The organism is Gracilibacillus suaedae, from assembly GCF_017599345.1.
Taxonomy (GTDB): Bacteria; Bacillota; Bacilli; order Bacillales; family Amphibacillaceae; genus Gracilibacillus; species Gracilibacillus suaedae.
This window is the reverse complement of sequence record NZ_JAGFVL010000033.1, coordinates 49,769-71,310: the sequence shown is the minus strand read 5'-3', so window position 1 is coordinate 71,310 and position 21,542 is coordinate 49,769. Positions and strand designations below refer to the sequence as shown.

25 protein-coding genes are annotated in these 21,542 nt (G+C 36.7%); 4 read left to right on the top strand and 21 right to left on the bottom strand.

Annotated features, from left to right (window positions below):
* Positions 1 to 3 precede the first annotated feature (3 nt).
* Together J5J03_RS09650 and J5J03_RS09645 are read right to left on the bottom strand one after the other, a co-directional pair.
* The gene (locus J5J03_RS09650) at positions 4 to 1,296 is read right to left on the bottom strand and encodes a homoserine dehydrogenase (RefSeq protein WP_208589108.1); all 1,293 of its coding nucleotides are present in this window, start codon (positions 1,294 to 1,296) and stop codon (positions 4 to 6) included.
* Positions 1,297 to 1,454: 158 nt separating this feature from the next.
* Positions 1,455 to 2,426 carry a protein kinase family protein gene (locus J5J03_RS09645; RefSeq protein WP_208589107.1) on the bottom strand — a complete coding sequence of 324 codons (972 nt, stop codon included), beginning with the start codon at positions 2,424 to 2,426 and terminating at the stop codon, positions 1,455 to 1,457.
* Positions 2,427 to 2,508: 82 nt separating this feature from the next.
* Between J5J03_RS09645 and J5J03_RS09640 the strand changes: the two genes are divergently transcribed.
* The gene (locus tag J5J03_RS09640; protein ID WP_208589106.1) at positions 2,509 to 3,021 is read left to right on the top strand and encodes a phosphatidylglycerophosphatase A family protein; all 513 of its coding nucleotides are present in this window, start codon (positions 2,509 to 2,511) and stop codon (positions 3,019 to 3,021) included.
* Positions 3,022 to 3,348: 327 nt separating this feature from the next.
* On the opposite strand, the gene J5J03_RS09635 is transcribed toward J5J03_RS09640, so the two are convergent.
* Both J5J03_RS09635 and J5J03_RS09630 read right to left on the bottom strand, forming a co-directional pair.
* Positions 3,349 to 3,747: a YbaN family protein gene (locus J5J03_RS09635; protein ID WP_208589104.1), complete on the bottom strand. Its 399-nt coding sequence runs from the start codon at positions 3,745 to 3,747 to the stop codon at positions 3,349 to 3,351.
* A 67-nt stretch (positions 3,748 to 3,814) separates the two neighbouring features.
* Positions 3,815 to 4,411 (bottom strand): molybdenum cofactor guanylyltransferase, encoded by a 597-nt coding sequence (locus tag J5J03_RS09630; RefSeq protein ID WP_208589103.1) that lies wholly within the window; start codon positions 4,409 to 4,411, stop codon positions 3,815 to 3,817.
* Positions 4,412 to 4,571: 160 nt separating this feature from the next.
* Between J5J03_RS09630 and J5J03_RS09625 the strand changes: the two genes are divergently transcribed.
* Positions 4,572 to 5,300: a Crp/Fnr family transcriptional regulator gene (locus J5J03_RS09625; protein WP_208589102.1), complete on the top strand. Its 729-nt coding sequence runs from the start codon at positions 4,572 to 4,574 to the stop codon at positions 5,298 to 5,300.
* 20 nt (positions 5,301 to 5,320) lie between these two features.
* Here the strand turns inward: J5J03_RS09625 and mobB are convergent, their stop codons facing one another.
* The 8 genes from mobB to J5J03_RS09585 all read right to left on the bottom strand — a co-directional run bounded on the left by mobB (position 5,321) and on the right by J5J03_RS09585 (position 10,990).
* Positions 5,321 to 5,797: a molybdopterin-guanine dinucleotide biosynthesis protein B gene (gene mobB / locus J5J03_RS09620; protein ID WP_208589101.1), complete on the bottom strand. Its 477-nt coding sequence runs from the start codon at positions 5,795 to 5,797 to the stop codon at positions 5,321 to 5,323.
* 1 nt (position 5,798) lies between these two features.
* Positions 5,799 to 6,032 carry a molybdopterin converting factor subunit 1 gene (gene moaD, locus J5J03_RS09615; protein ID WP_208589100.1) on the bottom strand — a complete coding sequence of 78 codons (234 nt, stop codon included), beginning with the start codon at positions 6,030 to 6,032 and terminating at the stop codon, positions 5,799 to 5,801.
* Positions 6,025 to 6,501 (bottom strand): molybdenum cofactor biosynthesis protein MoaE, encoded by a 477-nt coding sequence (locus J5J03_RS09610; protein ID WP_208589099.1) that lies wholly within the window; start codon positions 6,499 to 6,501, stop codon positions 6,025 to 6,027. The genes moaD and J5J03_RS09610 overlap by 8 nt, the downstream gene beginning before the upstream one ends.
* A 2-nt stretch (positions 6,502 to 6,503) precedes the next feature.
* Positions 6,504 to 7,745: a molybdopterin molybdotransferase MoeA gene (locus J5J03_RS09605; protein ID WP_208589097.1), complete on the bottom strand. Its 1,242-nt coding sequence runs from the start codon at positions 7,743 to 7,745 to the stop codon at positions 6,504 to 6,506.
* An 11-nt stretch (positions 7,746 to 7,756) separates the two neighbouring features.
* Complete coding sequence (locus J5J03_RS09600; RefSeq protein WP_208589096.1) at positions 7,757 to 8,770, bottom strand: ThiF family adenylyltransferase; 1,014 nt, start codon at positions 8,768 to 8,770, stop codon at positions 7,757 to 7,759.
* 16 nt (positions 8,771 to 8,786) lie between these two features.
* Positions 8,787 to 9,803, bottom strand: a complete 1,017-nt coding sequence (moaA, locus tag J5J03_RS09595) for a GTP 3',8-cyclase MoaA (protein ID WP_208589086.1) — start codon at positions 9,801 to 9,803, stop codon at positions 8,787 to 8,789.
* Between the two features lie 99 nt (positions 9,804 to 9,902).
* Positions 9,903 to 10,529: a helix-turn-helix transcriptional regulator gene (locus J5J03_RS09590; RefSeq protein ID WP_208589084.1), complete on the bottom strand. Its 627-nt coding sequence runs from the start codon at positions 10,527 to 10,529 to the stop codon at positions 9,903 to 9,905.
* 20 nt (positions 10,530 to 10,549) lie between these two features.
* Positions 10,550 to 10,990, bottom strand: a complete 441-nt coding sequence (locus tag J5J03_RS09585; protein ID WP_208589079.1) for a DUF86 domain-containing protein — start codon at positions 10,988 to 10,990, stop codon at positions 10,550 to 10,552.
* Positions 10,991 to 11,824: 834 nt separating this feature from the next.
* On the opposite strand from J5J03_RS09585, the gene J5J03_RS09580 reads away from it, so the two are divergent.
* Positions 11,825 to 12,106 (top strand): SAV0927 family protein, encoded by a 282-nt coding sequence (locus J5J03_RS09580; RefSeq protein WP_208589078.1) that lies wholly within the window; start codon positions 11,825 to 11,827, stop codon positions 12,104 to 12,106.
* A 14-nt stretch (positions 12,107 to 12,120) separates the two neighbouring features.
* Here the strand turns inward: J5J03_RS09580 and J5J03_RS09575 are convergent, their stop codons facing one another.
* Entirely contained in the window at positions 12,121 to 12,396 is a 276-nt protein-coding gene (locus J5J03_RS09575) for a YutD family protein (RefSeq protein WP_163579322.1), read from the bottom strand.
* A 233-nt stretch (positions 12,397 to 12,629) separates the two neighbouring features.
* Between J5J03_RS09575 and J5J03_RS09570 the strand changes: the two genes are divergently transcribed.
* The gene (locus tag J5J03_RS09570) at positions 12,630 to 13,592 is read left to right on the top strand and encodes a M23 family metallopeptidase (RefSeq protein WP_208589077.1); all 963 of its coding nucleotides are present in this window, start codon (positions 12,630 to 12,632) and stop codon (positions 13,590 to 13,592) included.
* Positions 13,593 to 13,622: 30 nt separating this feature from the next.
* Here J5J03_RS09570 and J5J03_RS09565 read toward each other — a convergent pair whose 3' ends face one another.
* The 8 genes from J5J03_RS09565 to J5J03_RS09530 form a co-directional block, all read right to left on the bottom strand.
* A complete protein-coding gene (locus tag J5J03_RS09565; RefSeq protein ID WP_208589075.1) occupies positions 13,623 to 13,724 on the bottom strand; it encodes a methionine/alanine import family NSS transporter small subunit in 102 nt (33 codons plus the stop codon).
* Positions 13,725 to 13,750: 26 nt separating this feature from the next.
* Positions 13,751 to 15,232: a sodium-dependent transporter gene (locus J5J03_RS09560; RefSeq protein ID WP_208589073.1), complete on the bottom strand. Its 1,482-nt coding sequence runs from the start codon at positions 15,230 to 15,232 to the stop codon at positions 13,751 to 13,753.
* A gap of 111 nt (positions 15,233 to 15,343) precedes the next feature.
* Positions 15,344 to 16,135 (bottom strand): sporulation protein YunB, encoded by a 792-nt coding sequence (yunB, locus tag J5J03_RS09555; RefSeq protein WP_208589065.1) that lies wholly within the window; start codon positions 16,133 to 16,135, stop codon positions 15,344 to 15,346.
* 64 nt (positions 16,136 to 16,199) lie between these two features.
* Positions 16,200 to 17,294: an HD-GYP domain-containing protein gene (locus J5J03_RS09550; protein ID WP_208589059.1), complete on the bottom strand. Its 1,095-nt coding sequence runs from the start codon at positions 17,292 to 17,294 to the stop codon at positions 16,200 to 16,202.
* Between the two features lie 112 nt (positions 17,295 to 17,406).
* A complete protein-coding gene (locus tag J5J03_RS09545) occupies positions 17,407 to 17,715 on the bottom strand; it encodes a YunC family protein (protein WP_208589058.1) in 309 nt (102 codons plus the stop codon).
* Between the two features lie 53 nt (positions 17,716 to 17,768).
* Positions 17,769 to 19,163, bottom strand: a complete 1,395-nt coding sequence (locus J5J03_RS09540) for a bifunctional metallophosphatase/5'-nucleotidase (RefSeq protein WP_208589057.1) — start codon at positions 19,161 to 19,163, stop codon at positions 17,769 to 17,771.
* Between the two features lie 15 nt (positions 19,164 to 19,178).
* Positions 19,179 to 20,009, bottom strand: a complete 831-nt coding sequence (locus tag J5J03_RS09535) for a sulfite exporter TauE/SafE family protein (RefSeq protein ID WP_208589056.1) — start codon at positions 20,007 to 20,009, stop codon at positions 19,179 to 19,181.
* A 342-nt stretch (positions 20,010 to 20,351) separates the two neighbouring features.
* Positions 20,352 to 21,425: a Ger(x)C family spore germination protein gene (locus tag J5J03_RS09530; protein WP_208589055.1), complete on the bottom strand. Its 1,074-nt coding sequence runs from the start codon at positions 21,423 to 21,425 to the stop codon at positions 20,352 to 20,354.
* Positions 21,426 to 21,542: the final 117 nt, after the last annotated feature.

The window sequence follows — 21,542 nt, the reverse complement described above, 5'->3', positions numbered from 1 at the left end:
CCATTAATCCTCCCCATCGACGCGATAACAACTGATTATTTCATTAACAACGTCTAATCCTTTTAGATTTTCTCGACTATTTAATAATTGCTGCTTACTGATTTTGTGCGTCACCATCACAATTTCTGCCATTTTTTCTTTGTCAGAAGGTAATTGCAAGATCTTTTGGAAGCTTACTTTTTCATTCGTAAACACATTCGTTATGTTTTGGAAAGTGCCAGCTTCATCATCTACTTCCATACGAATGAAATATTGCATATACTTTTCATTATTTTCTTTTAATTGTTTTTCGTATTGCGGAACGATGTATTCATTTCCGGTAATACCAAGGCGGATATTTTTTACTACATCCATTAAATCGGAAACAACCGCTGTGGCAGTTGGCATACTTCCTGCCCCTGGTCCGTAGAACATCGTTTCTCCAACTGCTTCACCATATACATATACCGCATTAAATTCATTTTTTACTAATGCTAACGGATGATCTTTCGGTAAAAGGGTTGGCTCAACACTCACTTCTACTTTTCCATTATGGATCGATGCAATCCCTATCAATTTAATAGTATACCCTAAACTTGTTGCAAAAGTAATATCTTCTTGCGAAATTGTTCGAATTCCGGAAACTTCTACATCATCTAAACCAATTTCCATTTTAAATGCTAGGTTCGCAAGCAGTGTCATTTTTCGCGCTGCATCTAATCCATCAACATCTGACGTAGGATCTGCTTCGGCAAACCCAAGTGCTTGTGCCTCTTTCAAAACTGGTTCAAATGCTAATTCATCGTCCGTCATTTTGGTTAGGATATAGTTGGTCGTTCCATTAACAATCCCCATAATTTTTTGAATACGATCAGATGCAAGTCCTTCTGTTAGTGAGCGAATAATCGGGATACCACCGGCAACACTAGCATCATATAAAATATCACAATTGTTTTCTTTTGCTAATCGTAATAATTTCTGACCGTGAACCGCCATTAAGTCTTTGTTTGCTGTGACAATATGTTTTTTATTACGGATTGCCTTTTCTAACAACAGGTTAGTATCTTCAATACCGCCCATCACTTCAATAATAATATCGAGTTCCGGGTTGTTAACTAATTCCTCTGGATTATCGGTTAACCACTCTGGTTGAATGGCAACATCACGTTTCTTTTTCGTATCATTAACTAGAATTTTTTTTATTTGAATTTCACTACCAACCTTATATTTGATTTCATTAGCATGGCTTTGTAACAGTTTGACAACCCCTGTTCCAACTGTACCAAGCCCACATAAACCAACATTAACTTGATCCATCTAGACACCCTCCCTTTGTTTACGTTACGTGTACATCTGTTTATATATAGTGGACATTATACATGTGAATGTGATCTTTATCAAGGCACAATCGTCTAAAAATCAAAAAAAATATACACCTCCATCTTTGTGAATGGAGATGCATCGATCATTATCTTCTACACGTCTAATAACCAATCTAATTGTATACTATTTATTTCTCTTTGATCAATGCCAATTTGATAAAAAAATGTCCGCAAATTTTCTTCATAAACAGATTGATTTTCGACCAATTCTTCTATATCCAGATGATGGTTGGATGTTTGGCGGATTTGATCCATGGAATCCAATAAATGAATTGGAAAAATTAATCGTGCATATAAAAGTTTCCATCCAAATGCTGATATAGGTGTGTTAGATGCATATTGTTGCAAAAATTGCTGACATTCCGGAGAGGATAATCCATTCGGTATTAGCATGTACTTCCTTAACTTCTCTGCAACATCACGAACAGGATGATCATAGACAAATCGATTACTCCAAATAAAAACTTCATTCATATCACTTTGATAACGTCCGAAAGTAATCGACGGTTGATCACTTTCATTAAATTGTGATTCTTGTTCGACAATATGCATATATTGAATGGCGTTTTCTGCCAAGCCGACAATATAGGGAAACATGTTGACAAATCCACGAATAAAGGGCGATGCTGGTCGTTGCTGATATAATTGTTGATAAAGCGCCTCATATTGATCTATCTTAGTAATCCATAACTCTTTCCATCTTCCATAGCTGTTCATCGCACTTGGTTGATAGGGATAGCCAAATCCAGTTTGATGAAAAGCGGATAGTTTAGCGGCTTCTTCTCGCTGATCATCGTTGGATATTGCATAACATAGCAAATATTTCTGCTTACCAATGGACGTAAGGAATTGATTGTGTACATTTGGAATCGGACAAGTAACATTCGTCCAGCCTTGTTGATGATAATGCGTAGCAATCGTATATAACTCAAGTGCAAATCGCTCTGTTACCGAAGTAGGAATAATAAAATAATAATACGACTGATCCGAAAAAGTTAAATATGGTTTGTCTGATACTTGTTTAGTAGGCACCTGAATTGGGTAGTGTAAGAATATAGGATGCACTTTATTTCCCCCTTTAATGTCTATATAATAAACTATATGTATACTATTAAATGAAAATGATGAATATAGGATGTGATCACGCATGGCAAATGTCCGAAAACAAACAGAATTAGAACAAAAAGCAAGGCAATGGTTAAAAGATCGAGGTGTCACATTAGAGGATATTGCAGAATTAGTTTACTTTTTACAGAATAAATATCAAGATGAATTAACGTTAGAGCATTGTTACGAAAATGTAGACAGGGTGTTAATGAAGCGTGAAGTGCAAAATGCAATTATAACCGGTATTCAACTGGATGTTTTAGCTGAAGAAAATAAATTAGAGTCCCCCCTTCAAGAAATATTGGAAACAGATGAAAGTCTGTATGGTATTGATGAAGTGATTGCATTGTCGATCGTCAATGTCTACGGATCGATCGGTTTCACGAATTATGGATACATCGACAAACAAAAACCTGGTATTCTGGAGAAATTAAACGATAAGTCTCAAGGCTGTCATACTTTTTTAGATGATATCGTGGGTGCAATAGCAGCTGCTGCTTCATCTCGATTAGCTCACAGTGTAGCCAATGAACAATCCATAGATGACGACTAAAAAGGTATACCTCTTTTTCGATAGTTAATCGAAAGAGGTATACCTTTTTTTCATAACCATCAGGAGTCGAAACAGTCTGCCTTCACTATACCTTTTTCTACAACGAATATTGGAAAAAGTATATTGGTTTTAGCACTACTATTAGTAATTTCCAAGGCCATATCTTTGCACTTTCAGGCGATAATATTTCTAGGCCTGACATATGTGGTAGAGCATCATCATTCAGCGAATGCCGCCCACTTCCACTCCTGCGGGATTTGTTTGGCCTGAAGATACACTCAGCATTTAATGACAAGGCCTGTGCGCGACCAGTTTTTGCTAAGTTTTTTAACTTATGATTTCTGAACTTTTATTTTTCACTTTTAAAAGTGGAGAAGTAAAGATAAATAATGTCACAAAGATAGCAATTCCAAGGATAAAGACCTTTACAAGCAATAAAGGTATGACTGTAAGCGTAAATAATACACTTGTCCAAACAACGGTAACGGCAAAAACCTTGATTCGAAGCGGTACACCTTTTCCACTCTTATAATCTGCAATGTAATGACCAAAGTATGGATTGGTCATAAGCCAGGCGTACAGGCGAGGAGATGATTTACCATAACAAAAACCAGCCAATAAAACTAATGGCGTTGTAGGTAGTAGTGGGACGATTATACCTATTAACCCAGTAACAAGACTGAGACTACCTCCTATTATCCATAGTGTTCTTTTGAAATTCCACATTTTACTCACTCCAGTTTATCACGGTTCTAAACGTCTGTAAGATTCTCTCTTCAAGCTTCAGTGGCGGTTAATCTAGTCTCGCTTTACCTCTTATATACCGTTGATATTCTTCCTGGGTATTGATATTGATAAAATACTTCTCATCTTCAGCAGAAAAATCGACGTATGTTACCGATAATTTGTCTAACAATTGATGCATCGAACGCTTACCAGCGATTAATTGTTGTTCTATCACACCAATAGTATCCAGTTTATATAGAGCAATTAACGGCTGTATTCTATTATTTATTCTTGGGACAATAGCATCTTCACGATCATCTATATAGCTGATTAATCTCTTTAAAATAAATGGTTTTATTAATGGTGTATCGATTGGTAAGACGAGATACCAATTAGCAGCATAATTATTCATTGCAGAATAAATCCCAGCTAACGGCCCTTGTCCTTTGAATAGCTCTAAATCTGTGATGACCTGAATGTTTTCAGTTTCTTGTTGTGAAGGTTGATTATCACGCACTACGAAATACGTGTTATCGACACAAGCTAACATCAGTTTTAAGGCATTTTCATAGAGAGTATTTCCCTGATAGGAAGCAAATGCTTTGTCCTTCTTAAACCTTGATGACTTACCTCCATTTAACACGATACCCATGATTTTTTCCACTTATTTAACACCTCTCGTTCACTTTTTCACAAAATGGTCAAAATTCTTTCACGAAATTGTTTTTCTTTTCTACGATTACTTGCTCATCACCATGCTACAATAATAGTAAATAGTTTAACAAACGGATCTTACTATTTCCCAGAAAATGGAGGGTATTACCATGCAATCTGCACAACCATTAACGACAAGGCATCGACAACACCATGATCAAATCTCTCAAGAGTTACGTCAACTATTGGAATCAATCAGTCATACGAAAAAAATGAGAAAAGATACATTTTTGTTTCAAGAAGGTATGGATGCTTACGAAATTTTTATTCTGAAATCAGGCTTAATTCAAGTTGAAAAGTTAACTGCAGATGGTAAAGAATTAACATTACGCCTGTGTAAAGCGAATGATATGATTGGTGAATTAACACTATTTAGTGATGATGCTAAATATTTATTAAGTGCACGCGTGATTACCCCAGGTGAAGTACTAGTCATTAACCGAGAACAATTAGAAGAAGCCCTCATTGATAATGGTAAACTAACGTTTGAATTCATGCGTTGGGTTAGCAATCATATGCGAATTTTTCAATCCAAGATTCGTGATCTGCTCTTGAACGGTAAGAAAGGGGCATTATATAGTACTTTAATTCGTTTAACCAACAGTTATGGTATCGAAACAAGTGAAGGCATTCTAATTGAAATGGCCTTAACCAACCAGCAACTTGCGAACTTCTGTGCTACGACGAGGGAAAGTGTTAACCGAATGCTTAGCGAACTAAGAAAACTCGATATCGTTGATGTGAAAAAAACCGGTCACATCATCGTCAAGGACCTTCAATTTTTACGTGATGAAATAGGCTGTGAAAACTGCCCAATCGAAGTTTGTAATATTGACTAAATGGTTCACCTTCCTTTATTTTAAAGGAAGGTTTTAATCTTTTCGAATGCAAAATCATGCCAGTTAGCTTCTATCTTATTAAAAATATACTCCGGATTTTCTTTGTACACATATTTCACATTTTCTACTGTTTCTAATATCGTATCCATCTCATCCTGCAACAGAACTATTTTGGGTAAAGCTAACTGCTTGTATCCTTCAATAATTACTATATCAATGTCAATCGATTGATAAAATAACAACAGTGTTTCGAGTGAAAATTTCTTTTTATCAGCTGTAATTAATAGCTGATTCTCCCCGATAACCGTAGTCAACTTGGCACCACGATCAAAATGTTGGTAGCTGTCTGTCTCTTGTACTTGCTCTGGCTCGCCGCCATGACCATGATGCTTAATGGTAGCGACCTGATAATCTTTTCTTCTCAAATATTCAATCCATTGTGAAATAAAGCTTGTCTTCCCGCTATTTTTATAACCTACCACTTGAACTACATACATCTTAACCACCGCTAACAGGAGGAATAATTGCCACGGTGTCACCAGATCGAATCACGTCATCCTCTAATGCATAGGCCTCATTAACGGCAACCAGCGATTCTTCAATCTGACTCAAATCAAATTGTGTTTGTAATTGATGTTTGATTTCCTTAACGGTTATTTCTTTTATATCTAAACGAACTTTATCTTTACCAACTTCTTCTTGTAACTGAGCAAATAATAATACTTCAATCATGGTCCTCATCCTTTATATCTGGTTTACCTGCCCGGTATGGAACATTTTCCAGTTGGTCCCCAATCCATGCTTCGCCATTTTCCCATTGTTCTTTCTTCCAAATTGGAACTATTTGTTTAATTCGCTCAATCGCATATTCATTCGCTTGGTATGCTGGTTTACGGTGAGGGGAAGAAACAGCAATCACTACGGCAATTTCTGAGATATCAAGGGAGCCAATCCGGTGTGTAATAGCCACTTTTGTATCTGACCATCTTTGATTGATTTCCTTGCCGATCTGAGCAAGCATCTTTTCTGCCATCGGTTTATATGCTTGATATTCAAGGTATACCGTCTTTTTTTCTCCTGTGATTTCACGAACTGTACCAATAAAGGTAGTGATCGCTCCAGCATTACGATCTTCTACTTTTTCGATTAGTGATTCAACAGAAATAGAGTCTTCTACAATTTCAAACATCTTGTTTCTCATACTCATTCTCCTAACAAATGAATGGTTACTTGATCACCCTTTTGATATCCTTCTGTCCCACCAGGTAATTGGATAAAACAGTTAACCATTGCTAGGCTGTGCACCATATTAGATTTATCTTTACCTGCTGGTTCTGCAACTAACTGATCATTTTTTACTTGGTAACGTCCTCTAATGAACCGATCAAATGGATTGGCTTTTGTGAAGTCAACAGCTAATGTAGCTTGTTCCTGCTGCATCCCGATTGTTTTCTTTGCCAAAAAGTGATCGATAATTGGTCTTACAAATAGTTCAAATCCCACATAACATGCTGAAGGATTCCCTGATAGTCCATATAATAACGTATCATCGACAGCGGCAACGGTTGTGACACTGCCAGGACGCATCGCCACTTTATTGAATAATACTTCAGCTCCTATTTCATGATAAATCTCTGGAAGTAAATCATAATCACCTACAGATACTCCACCAGTTGTAACGACAAAATCAACTTCTTTCATCACTTGTGTAATCTTTTCCAAACTTTCCGATAAATTATCTGGTAATTGACCATAATACTTTGGTATTGCTCCAGCTCTTTCTACTTGTGCCATGATCATATATCCATTACTATTTCGAATTTTCCCTTGTTCTAACGGCTGATCTACTTCCAATAGTTCACTTCCAGTAGCAATCACACCGATTAACGGTTTTTTTGCTACAGGCACTTGTGCATAACCAAAAGTTGCCAATAACGCTACTATTCCAGGATTTATCACGGTGCCTTTGTTCACTAATGTTGTTCCTTTTCCAACATCTTCTCCTTGAAACGAAATGTTCTGATGATGCTGAAGGGATTTCCTAATCGTTACATATGATCTACCATCTTCTTCAAAGGCAGTAGTATCTTCTAACATGATGACAGCATCCGCTCCGTCAGGAATAGGTGCACCTGTCATAATTCGAACAGCTTGATTGTTTGCTACATATTCATGATGGACACTGCCAGCACCGATATGACCGACAACCTCCAAGATTTTCGGGGTATGATCCGTTACTTCAGTTGTATCCTCTGAACGGAGTGCATAGCCATCATATGGGGATCGGTCAAATGGCGGCACATCATGATCCGCTATTAAATCTTCCGCTAATATACGTTGATGTACGTTTGTTAATGGCATATATTCTGTTTCGCCTTTTTTATAATAATCAGTAACTCTTTTAACAGCTTCTGAAACCGGGATTGGATTACGTTCATTTAACATAAGTCATGCTCCTAACCTATAATCTGATAATATAGCTTTTTAGCGTCCTGTATCGAATTAGTACCATGGACAAAGGTACGACCATCTTGGAAAAATACTAACCTTTTTTCATCAATATTGACAGAAACTAAAAAAGGATTTGCTTGGACTTCACCATAACGGGCGAGCTTTGACTCGAGCATCTCGAGTGGATATTGTTTACCACGAATTTGTACCGTATCTCTACCACATAAAACCTCGGTCTTTGTTCTACCATGATAAGATAAACGAGGATAAGTCGGTGCCTGACCACAACTGGCGCAACTTGTGCGCTTCGCCCGACTGACGTCAATCGTTTGATAATGATTATTCCACAAATCAAAAATAATCAATTTACTATTTATTTTGTGATTTGCATCGATTAACAGCTTTAACGCCTCTGTTGTCTGATGTGTTACAACCATTTGTACTGCCGGTCCTATCACTCCGACTCCATCACAGGTTGCACCAAACATTGGAGTGACTTTTAATAAACAATCCAGACAAGGTGTTTGCCCTGGAATGATCGTAAATGTCATACCTGAACTGCCCACACATGCGCCAAAAATCCATGGTTTTCTATATTTATGTGCAAGGTCATTGATTAGAAAACGTGTATCGAAATTATCCGTTGCATCGATCACAATGTCTGCCTGTTGCACATAGCTAGCGAGGTTCTCTGCCGTAGCATCCATTACAACAGGATCAACGTCGATCTCACTATTGATTTTATTTAGTTTTGTGGCGGCAGCGATTGCTTTTGGTGTTTGTTGATGCACATCCTCTTCGGTAAATAAGTGTTGTCGCTGAAGGTTGGTCCATTCAACGTAATCGCGATCAATGATAGTGATGTTGCCTACACCTGCCCGCGTCAGCATTTCAGCTGATGAGGTGCCGAGAGCACCACAACCAACGATAAGGACATGTTTCGTCAGCAATTGTGCTTGTCCTTCCTGACCAATTCCTTGAAAAAGCGTTTGCCGATGATATCTGTTCATGTCTGACATCCCTATCACCCTCTCTTTAACCACCAATATAAGACATTTCAATTTTCTTTCGGTTTCTGGCAGATTCTTCTGTACGTTGATCTGAATAACGATCATCACGATATTTCCAACCAGAAACAATCGTATCTCTTAGTTCTTCATCCGTTGCTCCACCTCGTAAAATATCTTTCAAATTCAAGCCCTCACCCGCAAATAAACATGTGAAAAAGTGTCCGTCTGCTGCAATTCTTGCTCTTGTACAAGAAGAACAGAATGATTCCGATACGGATGTGATAAATCCTACTTCTGTATTTGTTCCTTTATAACGGTAACGCTTTGCTACCTCACCAAAATAAGCAGGATCAACTGGTTCTAATTCAAACTGGTTTGAAATTCGATCATACATTTCTTTTTTCGTGACAACATGTTGGAAATCCCAGCCGTTTGACTGCCCAACGTCCATAAATTCAATAAACCGTAACGTTACACCAAGCTCTTTAAAAAACTTAGCCATCGGTATCACTTGATGATCATTCATCCCTTTTTTTACTACCATATTCACTTTTACACCTAACCCTATTTCTTTTGCCTTGATTATACTATCGATCACAGGCTGTGACCGTACTTTACTGTCATTGATTTGCATAAATGTGTCATCATCAATCGCATCTAAGCTAACATTAACTCGTTTTAAACCGGCATTTTTGAGATCCGCTGCCATCTTTCCAAGCAATACTGCATTCGTTGTCAGACCAATATCTTGCAAGCCATCCAAATTAGATAATCGCTCAATTAAAGTAGTAATATCACGTCTTAAAAGTGGTTCTCCACCAGTTAAGCGGATTTTACGAACACCTAATTTTAAAAATACTTTAGTTAATCGCTCGATTTCTTCAAAACTTAACAAATGTTCTTTAGGTAAAAATGCAAAATCCTTTCCGAATATTTCTCGAGGCATACAATAGCGACAACGAAAATTGCAACGATCTGTCACAGAAATTCGCAAATCTTGTAGCGCTCGACCAAATTTATCTGTTATGACTGACTGTTGCATGATAAATCGCCCCGTTTCTAAAGTATTTTATCTATAGTAAAACATAATGAATTAGAAATCCTTGTGAGGAACATCACAACCATATTTAAAAGAAAAAGCTTATTTCTCCTCTATTAGAAAACTACAACACTGTTCTCCCATTGCAATACAATTATTCATTTTGACTGTTGCATTTGGTAATAACTCTCGAAAAAATGACTCTTCTGTTAGACATGCTGCTTTATAGTTACATGCAATCGAATAAATCGGACAATGATACTGATCCAATTGAAATCTTTGAGAATCGATTTGTTTTAGTGAAGACATATATCCTTCCTGTTTTTGAATGGTTAGCAGTTGTTCCATTTTGTCTGACAGTTTTTGGTATGGCAACAATTGTTGTTGATAGGATTCCATCCGGTCTGCTGTCCAATCAGAGATTAATGCTTCCACAAAATCTTTACCAAATTGGTTTTCCAATTTATTTAACATACTTATGGATAATTGTTCATAGTGTTGTGGGAAGTTCTTCTGCGCCTTTTCCGTTAAACGATATTGTAAAAACGGACGACCAATTTCCTGCTTAACCGTTTTTGCTTCTACTGTACCTTCTCGTTCCAACGTTTTCAGGTGTCTCCTAAGAGCTATATCAGAGATAGAAAAATGGCTTAATAATTGGGGGACCGTCATTGCTTGCTCTCTCTTCAATAACTCGACAACCCTCTCCTTGATAGATCGTTTTGTCACCGTTACCTCCCCTTTCTAACTTACTGATCATTTGTAAATGTATTTGCTACCCCCATTTCCGTTGCCAAGTAAGTACGGATGTGTGTACTAAATTTCTTAAGCATGTCTATATTTTTATTTAATATAGCTTGCAATTGTTCGTGTTCGATTTGTTTATAGTCCTGAACAAGTGTTTTTCGTAATCCAATAATTGCTTCATACCCGCTGTTTTCTTTTTCAGGAATAACATCTTCATCGACTAATATATGAATGATATCCAGATAACTTCCTGGGTCACGCATAATAAATCCGTCAATCATCATATTTCCGACGTCTAAGATACATTCTATTAATAGATGTGTTATTCGCTCCAACGCCAAATGTTCAATAGCTGAATCAAATTTATTAGCTTTCACTAACATTAACGTATGGTCAAAATAATCTAATGTTTCATTCATTTTTCTCATATCTACAAAATACACCGTTAAACCCCCTACACTTCAAAACAACGTCTACCTATATAATACCATATTATACAAGATGTCGTTAGTGGTAATTTCCGATTGATTTGGTTGCATTAAGGTGAAGGAAATTCAAAAAAAATGATTCAACTTTCCATAAAGTTCATACACTACAGTAAAAATACTCAAACTCAAAAGTAATAATAGATACAACTGCGAAGTAATGAAAATACTGTTTTGCACAGTCACCTATGAGGTAATTTTGACATATATCGTGATCATTACCGCCACTCCGGCTGCTCACTTCCCTTTTCGTGGGGTTTACTTTTTCGAGCCAAAACCGCTCGAAAAAGTGGATCTTCAGGTCAAACAATTCCCACAGGAGTGAAAGTGGGCGGCCTTCGTTAAGATATGCTCCACAACACAAATCCGAAATCAATCAATCGATTTCTCCACCATATGTAGCAAAGGGGGCGACAATGTTAAAGGGCATTTACATCCGATTAACACTGTAACAAAACAGAAAAATTTAGTCCCATGAGTTCATTTCTTTCTATAATCAGAGAACGTAGGCAGAATACGGAGACTCCTGTGGGACAGTGAGAGCTGAAGATCCACTTTGCAAAGTGGTTTTCTTTGCAAAGTTAGCTAAAAACCGCCCACGGAAAGCGCAGTATTCTGCCGGAGCGAATGACAAAACTTCTCAAAATAACAGATCGGAAGAGAGTAACTCCATGTCCAGTTACTTCGCAGTATATGGGAGTGGTTTGCTAAATAATTCCATTGGTATGCTGTTCTTTGAATATTTTACAGTAAAGGAAGAAATGACTATAATCTGGAATAGGGAGTGATTCGATGAGGGATGGAAAGTTAGATTTTATCAAAAATGAAACAGAACAAAGTACGACAAGGTTGGTTAGTTTTAAAGGTGATATGGAAAGATTTGATCTGGCAGTAATATCTTCTCCAGCATTCGGTGATGATTGTCTAGTTATCGATCTTAATACGAATAAATACTCACGTATTAATCGAGAGAAGATTAAAAAAAGCAATTTTGTGGAACACGCCTTTCAATTCAATGAACTGGAAGCAGAGGATTTCCGATTATTCATCCAACCATTATTAAACGAAAACTAACACATAGCTCTGTGTTAGTTTTCAATTTGTTTAACTATAAAAAACCGGCAACCAAAATTGCAATATTCGTATAAATAGTCCTCACAGGTGCTTATTTTAGTATCAAAAGATGCTTTGGGATTTTGATCATCATAAAACCCTTTGAGACGAAGTTGTTCATAACCCCAATCCCCTACAATAAAATCATATTTACTTAAAATATCTGTATATCTTTCTTTAAACGCTTTTTCCTCAAAACCATTACGATAGTCCTTGATTATCTCGTAACGATGACCTTGTACTTCAACCAATATATTTCACACCTTTTTTGTAATTATAAAGTGAGACTAAGGTCAGAGTATCCCCTCTGATCAATAGCGAAACTTATCAGGGTGTTAGAGTCTGTTCCACAAAAATGGAAGTCGGGAACTTACAGACATTTGGCACCGTGACAAATTTAACAAAAGTTACTAGCATGAAATCAAAGTTTATAACCTAAACTAACGGTATCCACTTGAAAAATTAACTAAGGAGGCTATATCCTTTGATTCAGCGTTACTTATTATTATCATTCACAAGTTTTTTTCTTCTTACTACTATAGCACATGCAGAAGAAAATGTGGATATCGATCAAGAAAAAATCAGTTTATATAAACAAATGGAAGCTGTCACCTTAATACCTTGGTATTATTTAGCAGCAATCAACCGTTATGAATCCAACATTCGTGACGATCAATCAGATGCAGAGGACAATTCTTTAATCAAGATAAAGGTCCCTGAACAAAAATGGTACGGTTTTTCACCAGCTAGTGAACCTACAGATGAAAGTGTACTCGAAATCTTTGGTGGTATCGGAAAAGACGGAGATGGAGATGGAATAGCTGATCACACCAATGACCATGATATTCTATACTCAGTTGCCCATTACATTCAACAATATGGACATGCCGACCAAGATATTCGGACGGCACTGTGGAATTATTATCATCGTGAATTAACGGTTCTGTCTATTATGAACTATGCACGCTTGTTTAAAACATATCATAAAATCAGTCTGGACGAAACAGCTTTTCCGATACCTAAAGGTTACAACTATACTTATCATAATACATGGGGAGACGCTAGAGGATTCGGTGGAAGAAGAATCCATGAAGGTACTGATATATTTGCTAGTTATGGAACACCAGTAAGAGCAACCACTTTTGGTGTTGTTGAACTTAAAGGGTGGAATAAATTTGGCGGCTGGCGTGTCGGTATTCGTGATATATATAATAGATACCATTATTACGCACATTTAAATGGTTTTGCTGATGGATTAGAAATAGGTGATATCGTAGAAGCAGGCCAAACAATCGGTTCTGTCGGCTCATCTGGTTATGGACCTCCAGGAACCTCTGGAAAATTCCCACCACATTTACATTATGGTATGTACAAAGATAATGGAAAAACAGAATGGTCATTTGATCCCTATCCACATTTAAAGCGATGGGAAAGAAATAATCCGTAAAGCGATCATCACTTTACGGATTATTTTTAGTTAATTTTTTGATGCACGGATTGCTTTGAATACACTAGCGATTAAGCCGCCCCAAATAATTACCATACCGATTACTGCCATTGTAATTGCGCTACCAGACATAAAGGCAACCTCCTTTAACGTTCAATTTATGCTTCGTTATCTTTACTTGGCCATTTTTTAATCGTAAATAACGCACCAACGAACATTGCTCCAATTGCTACTACCCATCCAAAACTGAATAGGAAATCAATTGGATAATCTTCATACGGACGAGATACTTCTGTTCTTAAGTTTTTCAGCATCATATAGCCTAATATGAATGGCGTAATTAACCCTAAACAAAGTCTCCACCATATACCAAGTTTAATGTCAGATACAGAATTTGCGTGATTTTGCAAATCTTTGAGCGAACGTGCAAACCATGCGATCGCAACAACTTCAAATAGCCCCGCTAAGGCCACACCATAGTTGTTAATAAAGTAGTCCACAGTATCTAGTAGGTTAAGACCGCCTTGGGTTGCATAGAAAAGAGAGATTAATAAAGAAAGTCCCCCACCAACTAGTACTGCTTTACCTCTAGAGATAGAGAATTTCTCTTGTAAACCTGCAACATATGTTTCCGAAATCGAAATCATCGATGATAAACCTGCCAAGAACAAGGATGCAAAGAATAAAAACCCAAAGAATCCGGATGCAGGCATTTGACTAATAATTTCTGGAAAAACCATGAAAGCTAATCCGACACCACCTGCAACTACTTCAGAAACTTCCGTATTTGATTGGAATGCCATGAAGCCTAATACGGCAAATACACCAATACCAGCTAATAATTCAAAAGATGAATTCGCAAAACCTGTAATAAATGCATTGTTAGTAATATCTGATTTCTTCGGTAAATAAGATGAGTACGTAATCATGATGGCAAATGCGATCGATAAACTAAAGAAGATTTGACCATATGCTGCAACCCAAACCGAACCATCTGTTATACTGCCCCAGTCAGGTTTGAAGAATGCATCTAAACCTTCCATTGCTCCTGGTAATGTAACAGCACGAATAACGATAATAATAAAAACGATAAATAATGTCGGAATAAAGATTCTGTTTGCTAACTCAATACCTTTCTTCACACCGCGACCTAAGAATAATAACACAAGTATCCAGACAATTAGTAAAGGAATCACAACTGTAGGAACGAGCGAACCAAATGTTCCAGCATCAACTAGATTTAAAAAGTCTCCAACGAAGAACGCTGTTGGATCATCCCCCCACTTAGTTCCTAAAGCGAAGTATGCATACATCATTGACCATGCAATAATGATTGGGTAGTAAGTAGAAATAACAAATGAGATAAGTACTTGCCACCAACCGATCCATTCCATCCCTTTACTTATTTTCGAAAAACTTCTTGGCGATGAGCTACGATATTTATGTCCGATTGTATATTCCATAATCAGTAATGGAATACCTGCCGTTAATAAAGCAAACAAGTATGGAACGAAAAAGGCACCTCCACCATTCTCAAATGCCGTCGCAGGGAACCGCCAAATATTACCTAAACCTACTGCAGATCCAATTGCTGCAAGAAGGAAACCCAGACGTGTGCCCCACTGTGATCTGTTTTCCATTAATTTTACCCCTTTCGTTTAATGATTTTTCTATTGCAATAATAGTTTTAATCTTTGAAATTATATCTAACTTCCGAATATTCTGTCAAAGGAAAAACTAGGAAAATACTATTATTCTAGATCTGGATCTATTGGAATAGAAAGATCTGATGACCCTTCTCCACCTTCATTATAATAATTTGGTACATCACCTGGATGAAATACCTTGGTTACTGGAATATCTTGAACCACCTTTGTTGGCTCAGAAGCAAACGGGATCACTACCATCATTTCCACTTCTATATGAACATTAACATGAATATACGCGCCATTTATTCCAGTTTCAACAATTTCACTAGTTACTTCTGTCCCCACACTACCGATCACTTCCATGTTTACCGGTACTTTTGGACCAAGGTTAGCAATCACAGGAATTCCTAATGCTTGACCTAACGGTACTTCTACTAATAGGCCTTTTTCTCTTACATCGTCAAGTAATTCTTGTTCTGATGGCTCCAAATCCAATTCTACTTCAAGAGGCACACCTGTTTCTGGTCGTTCTCCTTTCTCCAATAACTTAAGAAAGTTTTCAACACGATATTGAACATTTCTTTGTACACGGTTTTCTACTACCGCATTAAAAATATAATTTTCTACTCTTCCTTCTTCATCCAATTGTACTTCTATTAAATCCCCAGCTTCTAAATCCTCTGAAATCTTTTTACTAACTGCTATTCCCATTGCTTGATTAGCAATCGCATCGACACGAACTTTTGCGTAATTCAACAGTACTGGTTTGATTCCCTCATTAACTATTAAAATACTTGCAATCATCACGAGAACAAAAATAAAAAATGATATAAAAACGATTTGATTAGCTGGAGGTGAACCTATTTTTCGTCTACTCCACTTTTTTCTTCGCATAATAAATCCCCCCAATCTATTCATATGATTGGGGGGATTTATTTAGATATGATTAAAGAAATTTTTATCTACTTGTAATAAATTGTTCCGTATTTACAATCATGACATCCAACACCTTTGTCAAATCCAGGTCATACGGTTTTACTTTTGAACCATTTTCTTTCAGCACGCGGACAACAGGACGATCAAACAATTGTGAATTTTGGCGGGCAACGACCCCTTCTCTACCATCACTTAAATAAACGGTTAAGCCATTTGGATAAAGAGCAACTGTCTTCTTAAACGCTTCGACAAGATGTATATCAAATTGCGTTCCTGCTCCACCATATAAAATTTCTAATCCTTCATGTGGTAACATCGCATCGCGGTAGGTTCGATTACTTGTCACCGCATCAAAAACATCCGCTACCCCTATAATTCTGGCAAATGGATGAATATCATCATTTTTAATGCCACGCGGATAACCTGTTCCATCTAACCGTTCATGATGCTGATAGGCGCAGTGCGCAACAAGAAGTGGAATCGTATGAGCTTTTCGCAATAAGTCAAAACCATATTCTGTATGTGCTTGAACAATCTTAAATTCCATGTTCGTCAGCTTTCCGGGCTTATTTAAGACTTCCTCTGGTATAACTATTTTACCGATATCATGTAATACCGCACCTAATCCTAATTGTTCCATATCTTTATTTTTTAAGTTCAGTTCCTGTGCTAATGCAAGTGTATACATACTCACATTTAAGGAATGGGTATATACATAATCATCAATAATTAATAAGTCTGATAAATAATGAATAACTTCATCATTTTCACTTAATTCTTTTGCAATTTCTTTTACTAGTTGATCTAATTTTAATGCAGCTTTATCTAATAAATAATTATTTTTCTTCAAATCTTCAAATTGTAACGTTTGGAATGTCTCTTTTATTTTTTGAATTGCTTCCACCCTTTGCTGATCGGGAATTGGAGGATGAACCATAATATCTTCCGTATCCTCATCACGAGTAAAAACATAGGTTATTCCTGAATTTTTCAATCGATCTACCATTGAGTCGGTTAATTGCATATTTTTTTGTAGTAAAATCCGACCATGTGCATCATATATCGGTTTTGCTAATTCAATACCTGGTCGAATAAGTTTGGTTGGAACTAATCTCATTTTCAAACACCCATTTGCCATTTTGGTAAAATTTTATCAGATAATGTCGATATTATCTACTATTTTTACTGCGACTTTGTAAATGAATTTCACATATTAGGCAAATTGTCACTTATTTGTTGGATATTTTTAGTAATGCTTCTTCTATCGGCATTCCTTCTTTCCAACCATAGTTTTTGGAATAATTGGTCACTTTATCCAGCTTAGCATGTTGTAATTCCTCAATCGTCTTTACACCGGTAGCTCGACCTGCAACAATGGGACGATCTGTTAAACGGTCATTTAATAAATCTACATCTAATGCTCCACACATGACATATCCTACTTCATTGGCAATCACTAACAAATTCGTATATGGCAGTTTAACCGAAATAGCTGTAAACGGATGATTCTTTATAAAAATTGGTTTCATTTCCATCATAAAAAAACACACTCCTCTCCATTTAAAATATGAAGGGGAGTGTGTAATTGTGTCTACGATGATGACGATTTCAAAGCATCCGCTAGTAGATCTCTCATAAATTCTGGCAGATAAAACTTCTTTGTCGTAGACCTTGCAATTTCTGGGAACATCCTTCCAAACGTAAACATATCTGCAGTCGCAAACGTATAAATCTTTTCTTGTTCAATCTCATGCCCATTAAGATGAACATGCTGAACGCGCTCTATACCTGCCTCATCTATCTTTGTATCAATATCAATACCACTAAAGACAAATTTACCTAACACTTTACCTCGGAAACCAAAACCCTTTAGTTCAAAATGCATCAGTGCCTCATCATATGCACCACGTACAACCTCCAATACTTCAATCCCTCTTAGTTTGACAGTACAAGGATTGATTGGATGAGGACAGATCCGATGTATATCTCCATAGGTAACATAGCCTTCTGCGATATTTTCTAGCAATATGCCTGCATTTAACATACTTATATCAGCATTCGTCCAATCTTTTAGTTTTGTCGTTAACAATTTAATAATAGGTGTCTGTTCAAACCAATCCACTGTTAGACTGTTTTCTATGTACTTCACTGGCTTATTTAATAGTTCTTGAGCAGCATCGTTGAGTTTTGCAAGTTTCTGAACAGTTTCTGGATCCTGGCTAAGATATTTGGTTTCCACTGTATAAGCCTGTTTATCCACGATTTTATTTAAATGGTGGTCCCAATCTATATGTACTTCTCCGATATACTTGCCATGTTTACCTGCAGCAGTTAATAATACATTATTAACCTCTTCCCCATTTTTTAAGAGGTGATGAGTATGACCACCAATAATAACATCAATTTCTGGATATTTTTCAGCAATTAATTGGTCTTCAGTGAGTCCGAGGTGAGAAAGTAAAATCAGTACGTCGGCATCTTCTTTCAAATCCTTCATTTCACGTGCTAAATAGTCGTAAGGCGATTCGACATGCCAACCTAAGGGATGGTAAAAGGCGTTAAACGGTGCCGTCAATCCGAAAAATTTGATGGTTAAGTTCTCTTTCGATTTTATCGTAACACCATTTTGCAGCCATGCTGGTCTCTCTTTATTTACAGGGATTAAATTACCACAAGTAACTTGAAAGTTGGCCTGATCATATAAGTGATACAAATGTTCATGCTCCAGCGTAATCCCTTCATTATTTCCAATTGTTACAATATCAAAGCCAGCATCATTCAATAATTCGACATTAGCTTTCCCGTTGTATGCTTCTGCAATTGGATGGAATCGATCTACATGATCCCCAATATCAATTCTCCAACTTTGTTCATCAGCCTGGGCATGCTGTTTTTTCTTTTTATTAAAATAATCGACAATGTTTGGCCATTGGTCAAAATGACTATGTAAATCATTGCAATAATAAAAATGGATATGTTCGATCATGAAGACTAACCCTCCCTAAAACAAACCTTGCCAAATCAGACGTAAACCAATCAATAATACGACTGTTCTTAATAAATACTCCACAGCTTTACTGGAAAGTTGCTGATTAATTTTCGCACCTAAAATTCCCCCAAACCACGCACCAGGTACAAAAGCCCATACATACATCCATTCTATATGACCTAACGCAATGTGTGTACCAGAACTTACAATACTAAGTGCTAAGATCATAAACATGGAAGTAGCTGTTGCAATATGTGGCGGAAAACGGAACCATATAATCATGGCTGGAACCATTAAAGATCCTCCACCAATTCCGAAAAAACCGGATAACATTCCTACCGTAAAAGCAATAGCAACAGCAATAAACGGGGAAAAAGAATAGCGGTAAACGGTATCCCCAATTTTCACTTCACGAACTATGCTTTGTGAAGTCTTCCTATCTATATCTTCTTTGGCTTGTTCAGGTGCTTTCTTAAATAAGAACATGGTAAAGATTAATAACATAAATATACCCAAAAATAGTGAAAACACATCTGTATCAACAAACTGATTTAACCATGCTCCTAACACACCACCAGGCAAACTACCTGCAATAAAATATAAGCCGCTTTTATAGTCTATTCGCTTGTTTTTTGCATAAGCATAAGTCGATGACAAAGCAGTAAATATCATAATAATCAAGGATATACCTACAATTGTGCTTGCATTTGCCCAATCAAATAAAGGAGTTGCAGAATGAAGGATTAGTAAAATTGGTACCAGAATTACTCCTCCACCAAACCCTACAATACTTCCTAACATCGCTGATAATAACCCAATGAATAAACAAATTATTATAACCAAAAGTATCCCTACTATCCTTTTGTCTTAGTTGTTACACTAAATTTCTCCTCTTTATTATAATGGTATTATGGCGATTTATCCAATCGGAGGAATTTAAAACAGCATGTATAGTGGTGTTGTTCTTTTCGGCATTTATCAACAGTCTCTTTTTTTTCATGCAAATAATCTTAGAGTAGACTCCTCATGACGAGCACGAGCCGAAGCTCCACTGTGTGAAGTGTTTTTCTTCACACAGTTAGCTAAAGATCGCCCACGGAAAGCAAAGTATTTTGCCGAAGCGGTATGTGTACTCAGACTTTCATGTTCGGTTTTTACCTATATAATTACTCTTTTGTCCCAGCCTCATTCTGATGATTTAGATTTTAGGAACCCAGTGTTTTGAACGTCAATTTCCACAATGAACTTTACTTTTAACTTCTTATAGTATTTATAGCGCCACTCCCTCAATTCTTCCCTTGGCATATTACTTCTAAAATGTTGACCTAGTCCTAGAATATCAGCTTCACTCTCTTGAAGTTTTGCGAACATTCTATCAAAACGATCAGTCAAAATTATTATGAGTTCTTCCTTGATTAATTCAATTGTAGGATCGCCTTTAGTTTCTAATAATACTACCTTTAAATTAATTACTTTCTCCAAGCTAGGTTCATCCTTGATAACATCACTCCTAGTGTTGGTTGTATTGCTAATAATTAACACACTGGCATGATCCATAGCCTCTACTCTTCCTTGAGCACTTTTACCATTAAAGGCATTAAAAAGGAGAGTCTCATCCGGTGTGAGGGATTCTACCATTTTTCCCTTTTTCATAACTGCTGATCCTAAATGCCTAATATTAGTACTTCCTTCTGATACCACAATTGGAACAGCAACATCATGTGTATAAGAATGAATACTACGATAAACATGCCACACCCTTGTTAATGCTATTTGTGGAGTCCATCCAGCATTTTTTTCAAAGAATTCAAATAGGTTTACGGCATTTACGTCTAAATTACTCGAGACTTCATTAAAAAACTGATCAATGTTCTCATCGCAAATAGTAATTAAAGCATGAGAGGATACATCTCTTGACCTCATAAAACCAGAAATGACATCTTCTACTCCCTCTTTCGCTAATTGCTTATCTATTACAATTACTTTTACGTGAAGCAGATCTACTTGACTTTCCATATTTTCACTTAATGTATCTATTGTTTTTGTTATGGTTTGTCCAGTTTCCTTTATGATTCTATTTTCTATTTGTCCTTCAACCGGTTCTGGAACTTGAAGAATAACTTGGTATTCTTCGTCTTCCTTGGATATTCCCATTGTCACTGGTAGCAGACGATGATCAATATCCTTAGTATCCCAGCAACCACTTAATGCCACTATAACTAAGATGAGAAATATTAGTTTTAAGCCTAACCTAAACATAGCTTACCTTACCTTCCTTTTGGACCATATTCCAACAATTAAAACCGAGAAAGGAATGACTATAATAATGTAAAATCTAAAATAAGTATTCCACCAAAAAAGATCTTCAACAGCTTT

What these genes read in the sequence shown, in the direction of transcription:
- J5J03_RS09650 (WP_208589108.1), bottom strand. Translation starts at nt 1,296, where the DNA reads ATGGATCAAGTTAATGTTGGTTTATGTGGGCTTGGTACAGTTGGAACA.
- J5J03_RS09640 (WP_208589106.1), top strand. Translation starts at nt 2,509, where the DNA reads ATGGCAAATGTCCGAAAACAAACAGAATTAGAACAAAAAGCAAGGCAA.
- J5J03_RS09635 (WP_208589104.1), bottom strand. Translation starts at nt 3,747, where the DNA reads ATGTGGAATTTCAAAAGAACACTATGGATAATAGGAGGTAGTCTCAGT.
- J5J03_RS09625 (WP_208589102.1), top strand. Translation starts at nt 4,572, where the DNA reads ATGCAATCTGCACAACCATTAACGACAAGGCATCGACAACACCATGAT.
- mobB (WP_208589101.1), bottom strand. Translation starts at nt 5,797, where the DNA reads ATGTATGTAGTTCAAGTGGTAGGTTATAAAAATAGCGGGAAGACAAGC.
- moaD (WP_208589100.1), bottom strand. Translation starts at nt 6,032, where the DNA reads ATGATTGAAGTATTATTATTTGCTCAGTTACAAGAAGAAGTTGGTAAA.
- J5J03_RS09610 (WP_208589099.1), bottom strand. Translation starts at nt 6,501, where the DNA reads ATGAGAAACAAGATGTTTGAAATTGTAGAAGACTCTATTTCTGTTGAA.
- J5J03_RS09605 (WP_208589097.1), bottom strand. Translation starts at nt 7,745, where the DNA reads ATGTTAAATGAACGTAATCCAATCCCGGTTTCAGAAGCTGTTAAAAGA.
- J5J03_RS09600 (WP_208589096.1), bottom strand. Translation starts at nt 8,770, where the DNA reads ATGTCAGACATGAACAGATATCATCGGCAAACGCTTTTTCAAGGAATT.
- moaA (WP_208589086.1), bottom strand. Translation starts at nt 9,803, where the DNA reads ATGCAACAGTCAGTCATAACAGATAAATTTGGTCGAGCGCTACAAGAT.
- J5J03_RS09580 (WP_208589078.1), top strand. Translation starts at nt 11,825, where the DNA reads ATGAGGGATGGAAAGTTAGATTTTATCAAAAATGAAACAGAACAAAGT.
- J5J03_RS09565 (WP_208589075.1), bottom strand. Translation starts at nt 13,724, where the DNA reads ATGTCTGGTAGCGCAATTACAATGGCAGTAATCGGTATGGTAATTATT.
- J5J03_RS09560 (WP_208589073.1), bottom strand. Translation starts at nt 15,232, where the DNA reads ATGGAAAACAGATCACAGTGGGGCACACGTCTGGGTTTCCTTCTTGCA.
- yunB (WP_208589065.1), bottom strand. Translation starts at nt 16,135, where the DNA reads ATGCGAAGAAAAAAGTGGAGTAGACGAAAAATAGGTTCACCTCCAGCT.
- J5J03_RS09550 (WP_208589059.1), bottom strand. Translation starts at nt 17,294, where the DNA reads ATGAGATTAGTTCCAACCAAACTTATTCGACCAGGTATTGAATTAGCA.
- J5J03_RS09545 (WP_208589058.1), bottom strand. Translation starts at nt 17,715, where the DNA reads ATGATGGAAATGAAACCAATTTTTATAAAGAATCATCCGTTTACAGCT.
- J5J03_RS09540 (WP_208589057.1), bottom strand. Translation starts at nt 19,163, where the DNA reads ATGATCGAACATATCCATTTTTATTATTGCAATGATTTACATAGTCAT.
- J5J03_RS09530 (WP_208589055.1), bottom strand. Translation starts at nt 21,425, where the DNA reads ATGTTTAGGTTAGGCTTAAAACTAATATTTCTCATCTTAGTTATAGTG.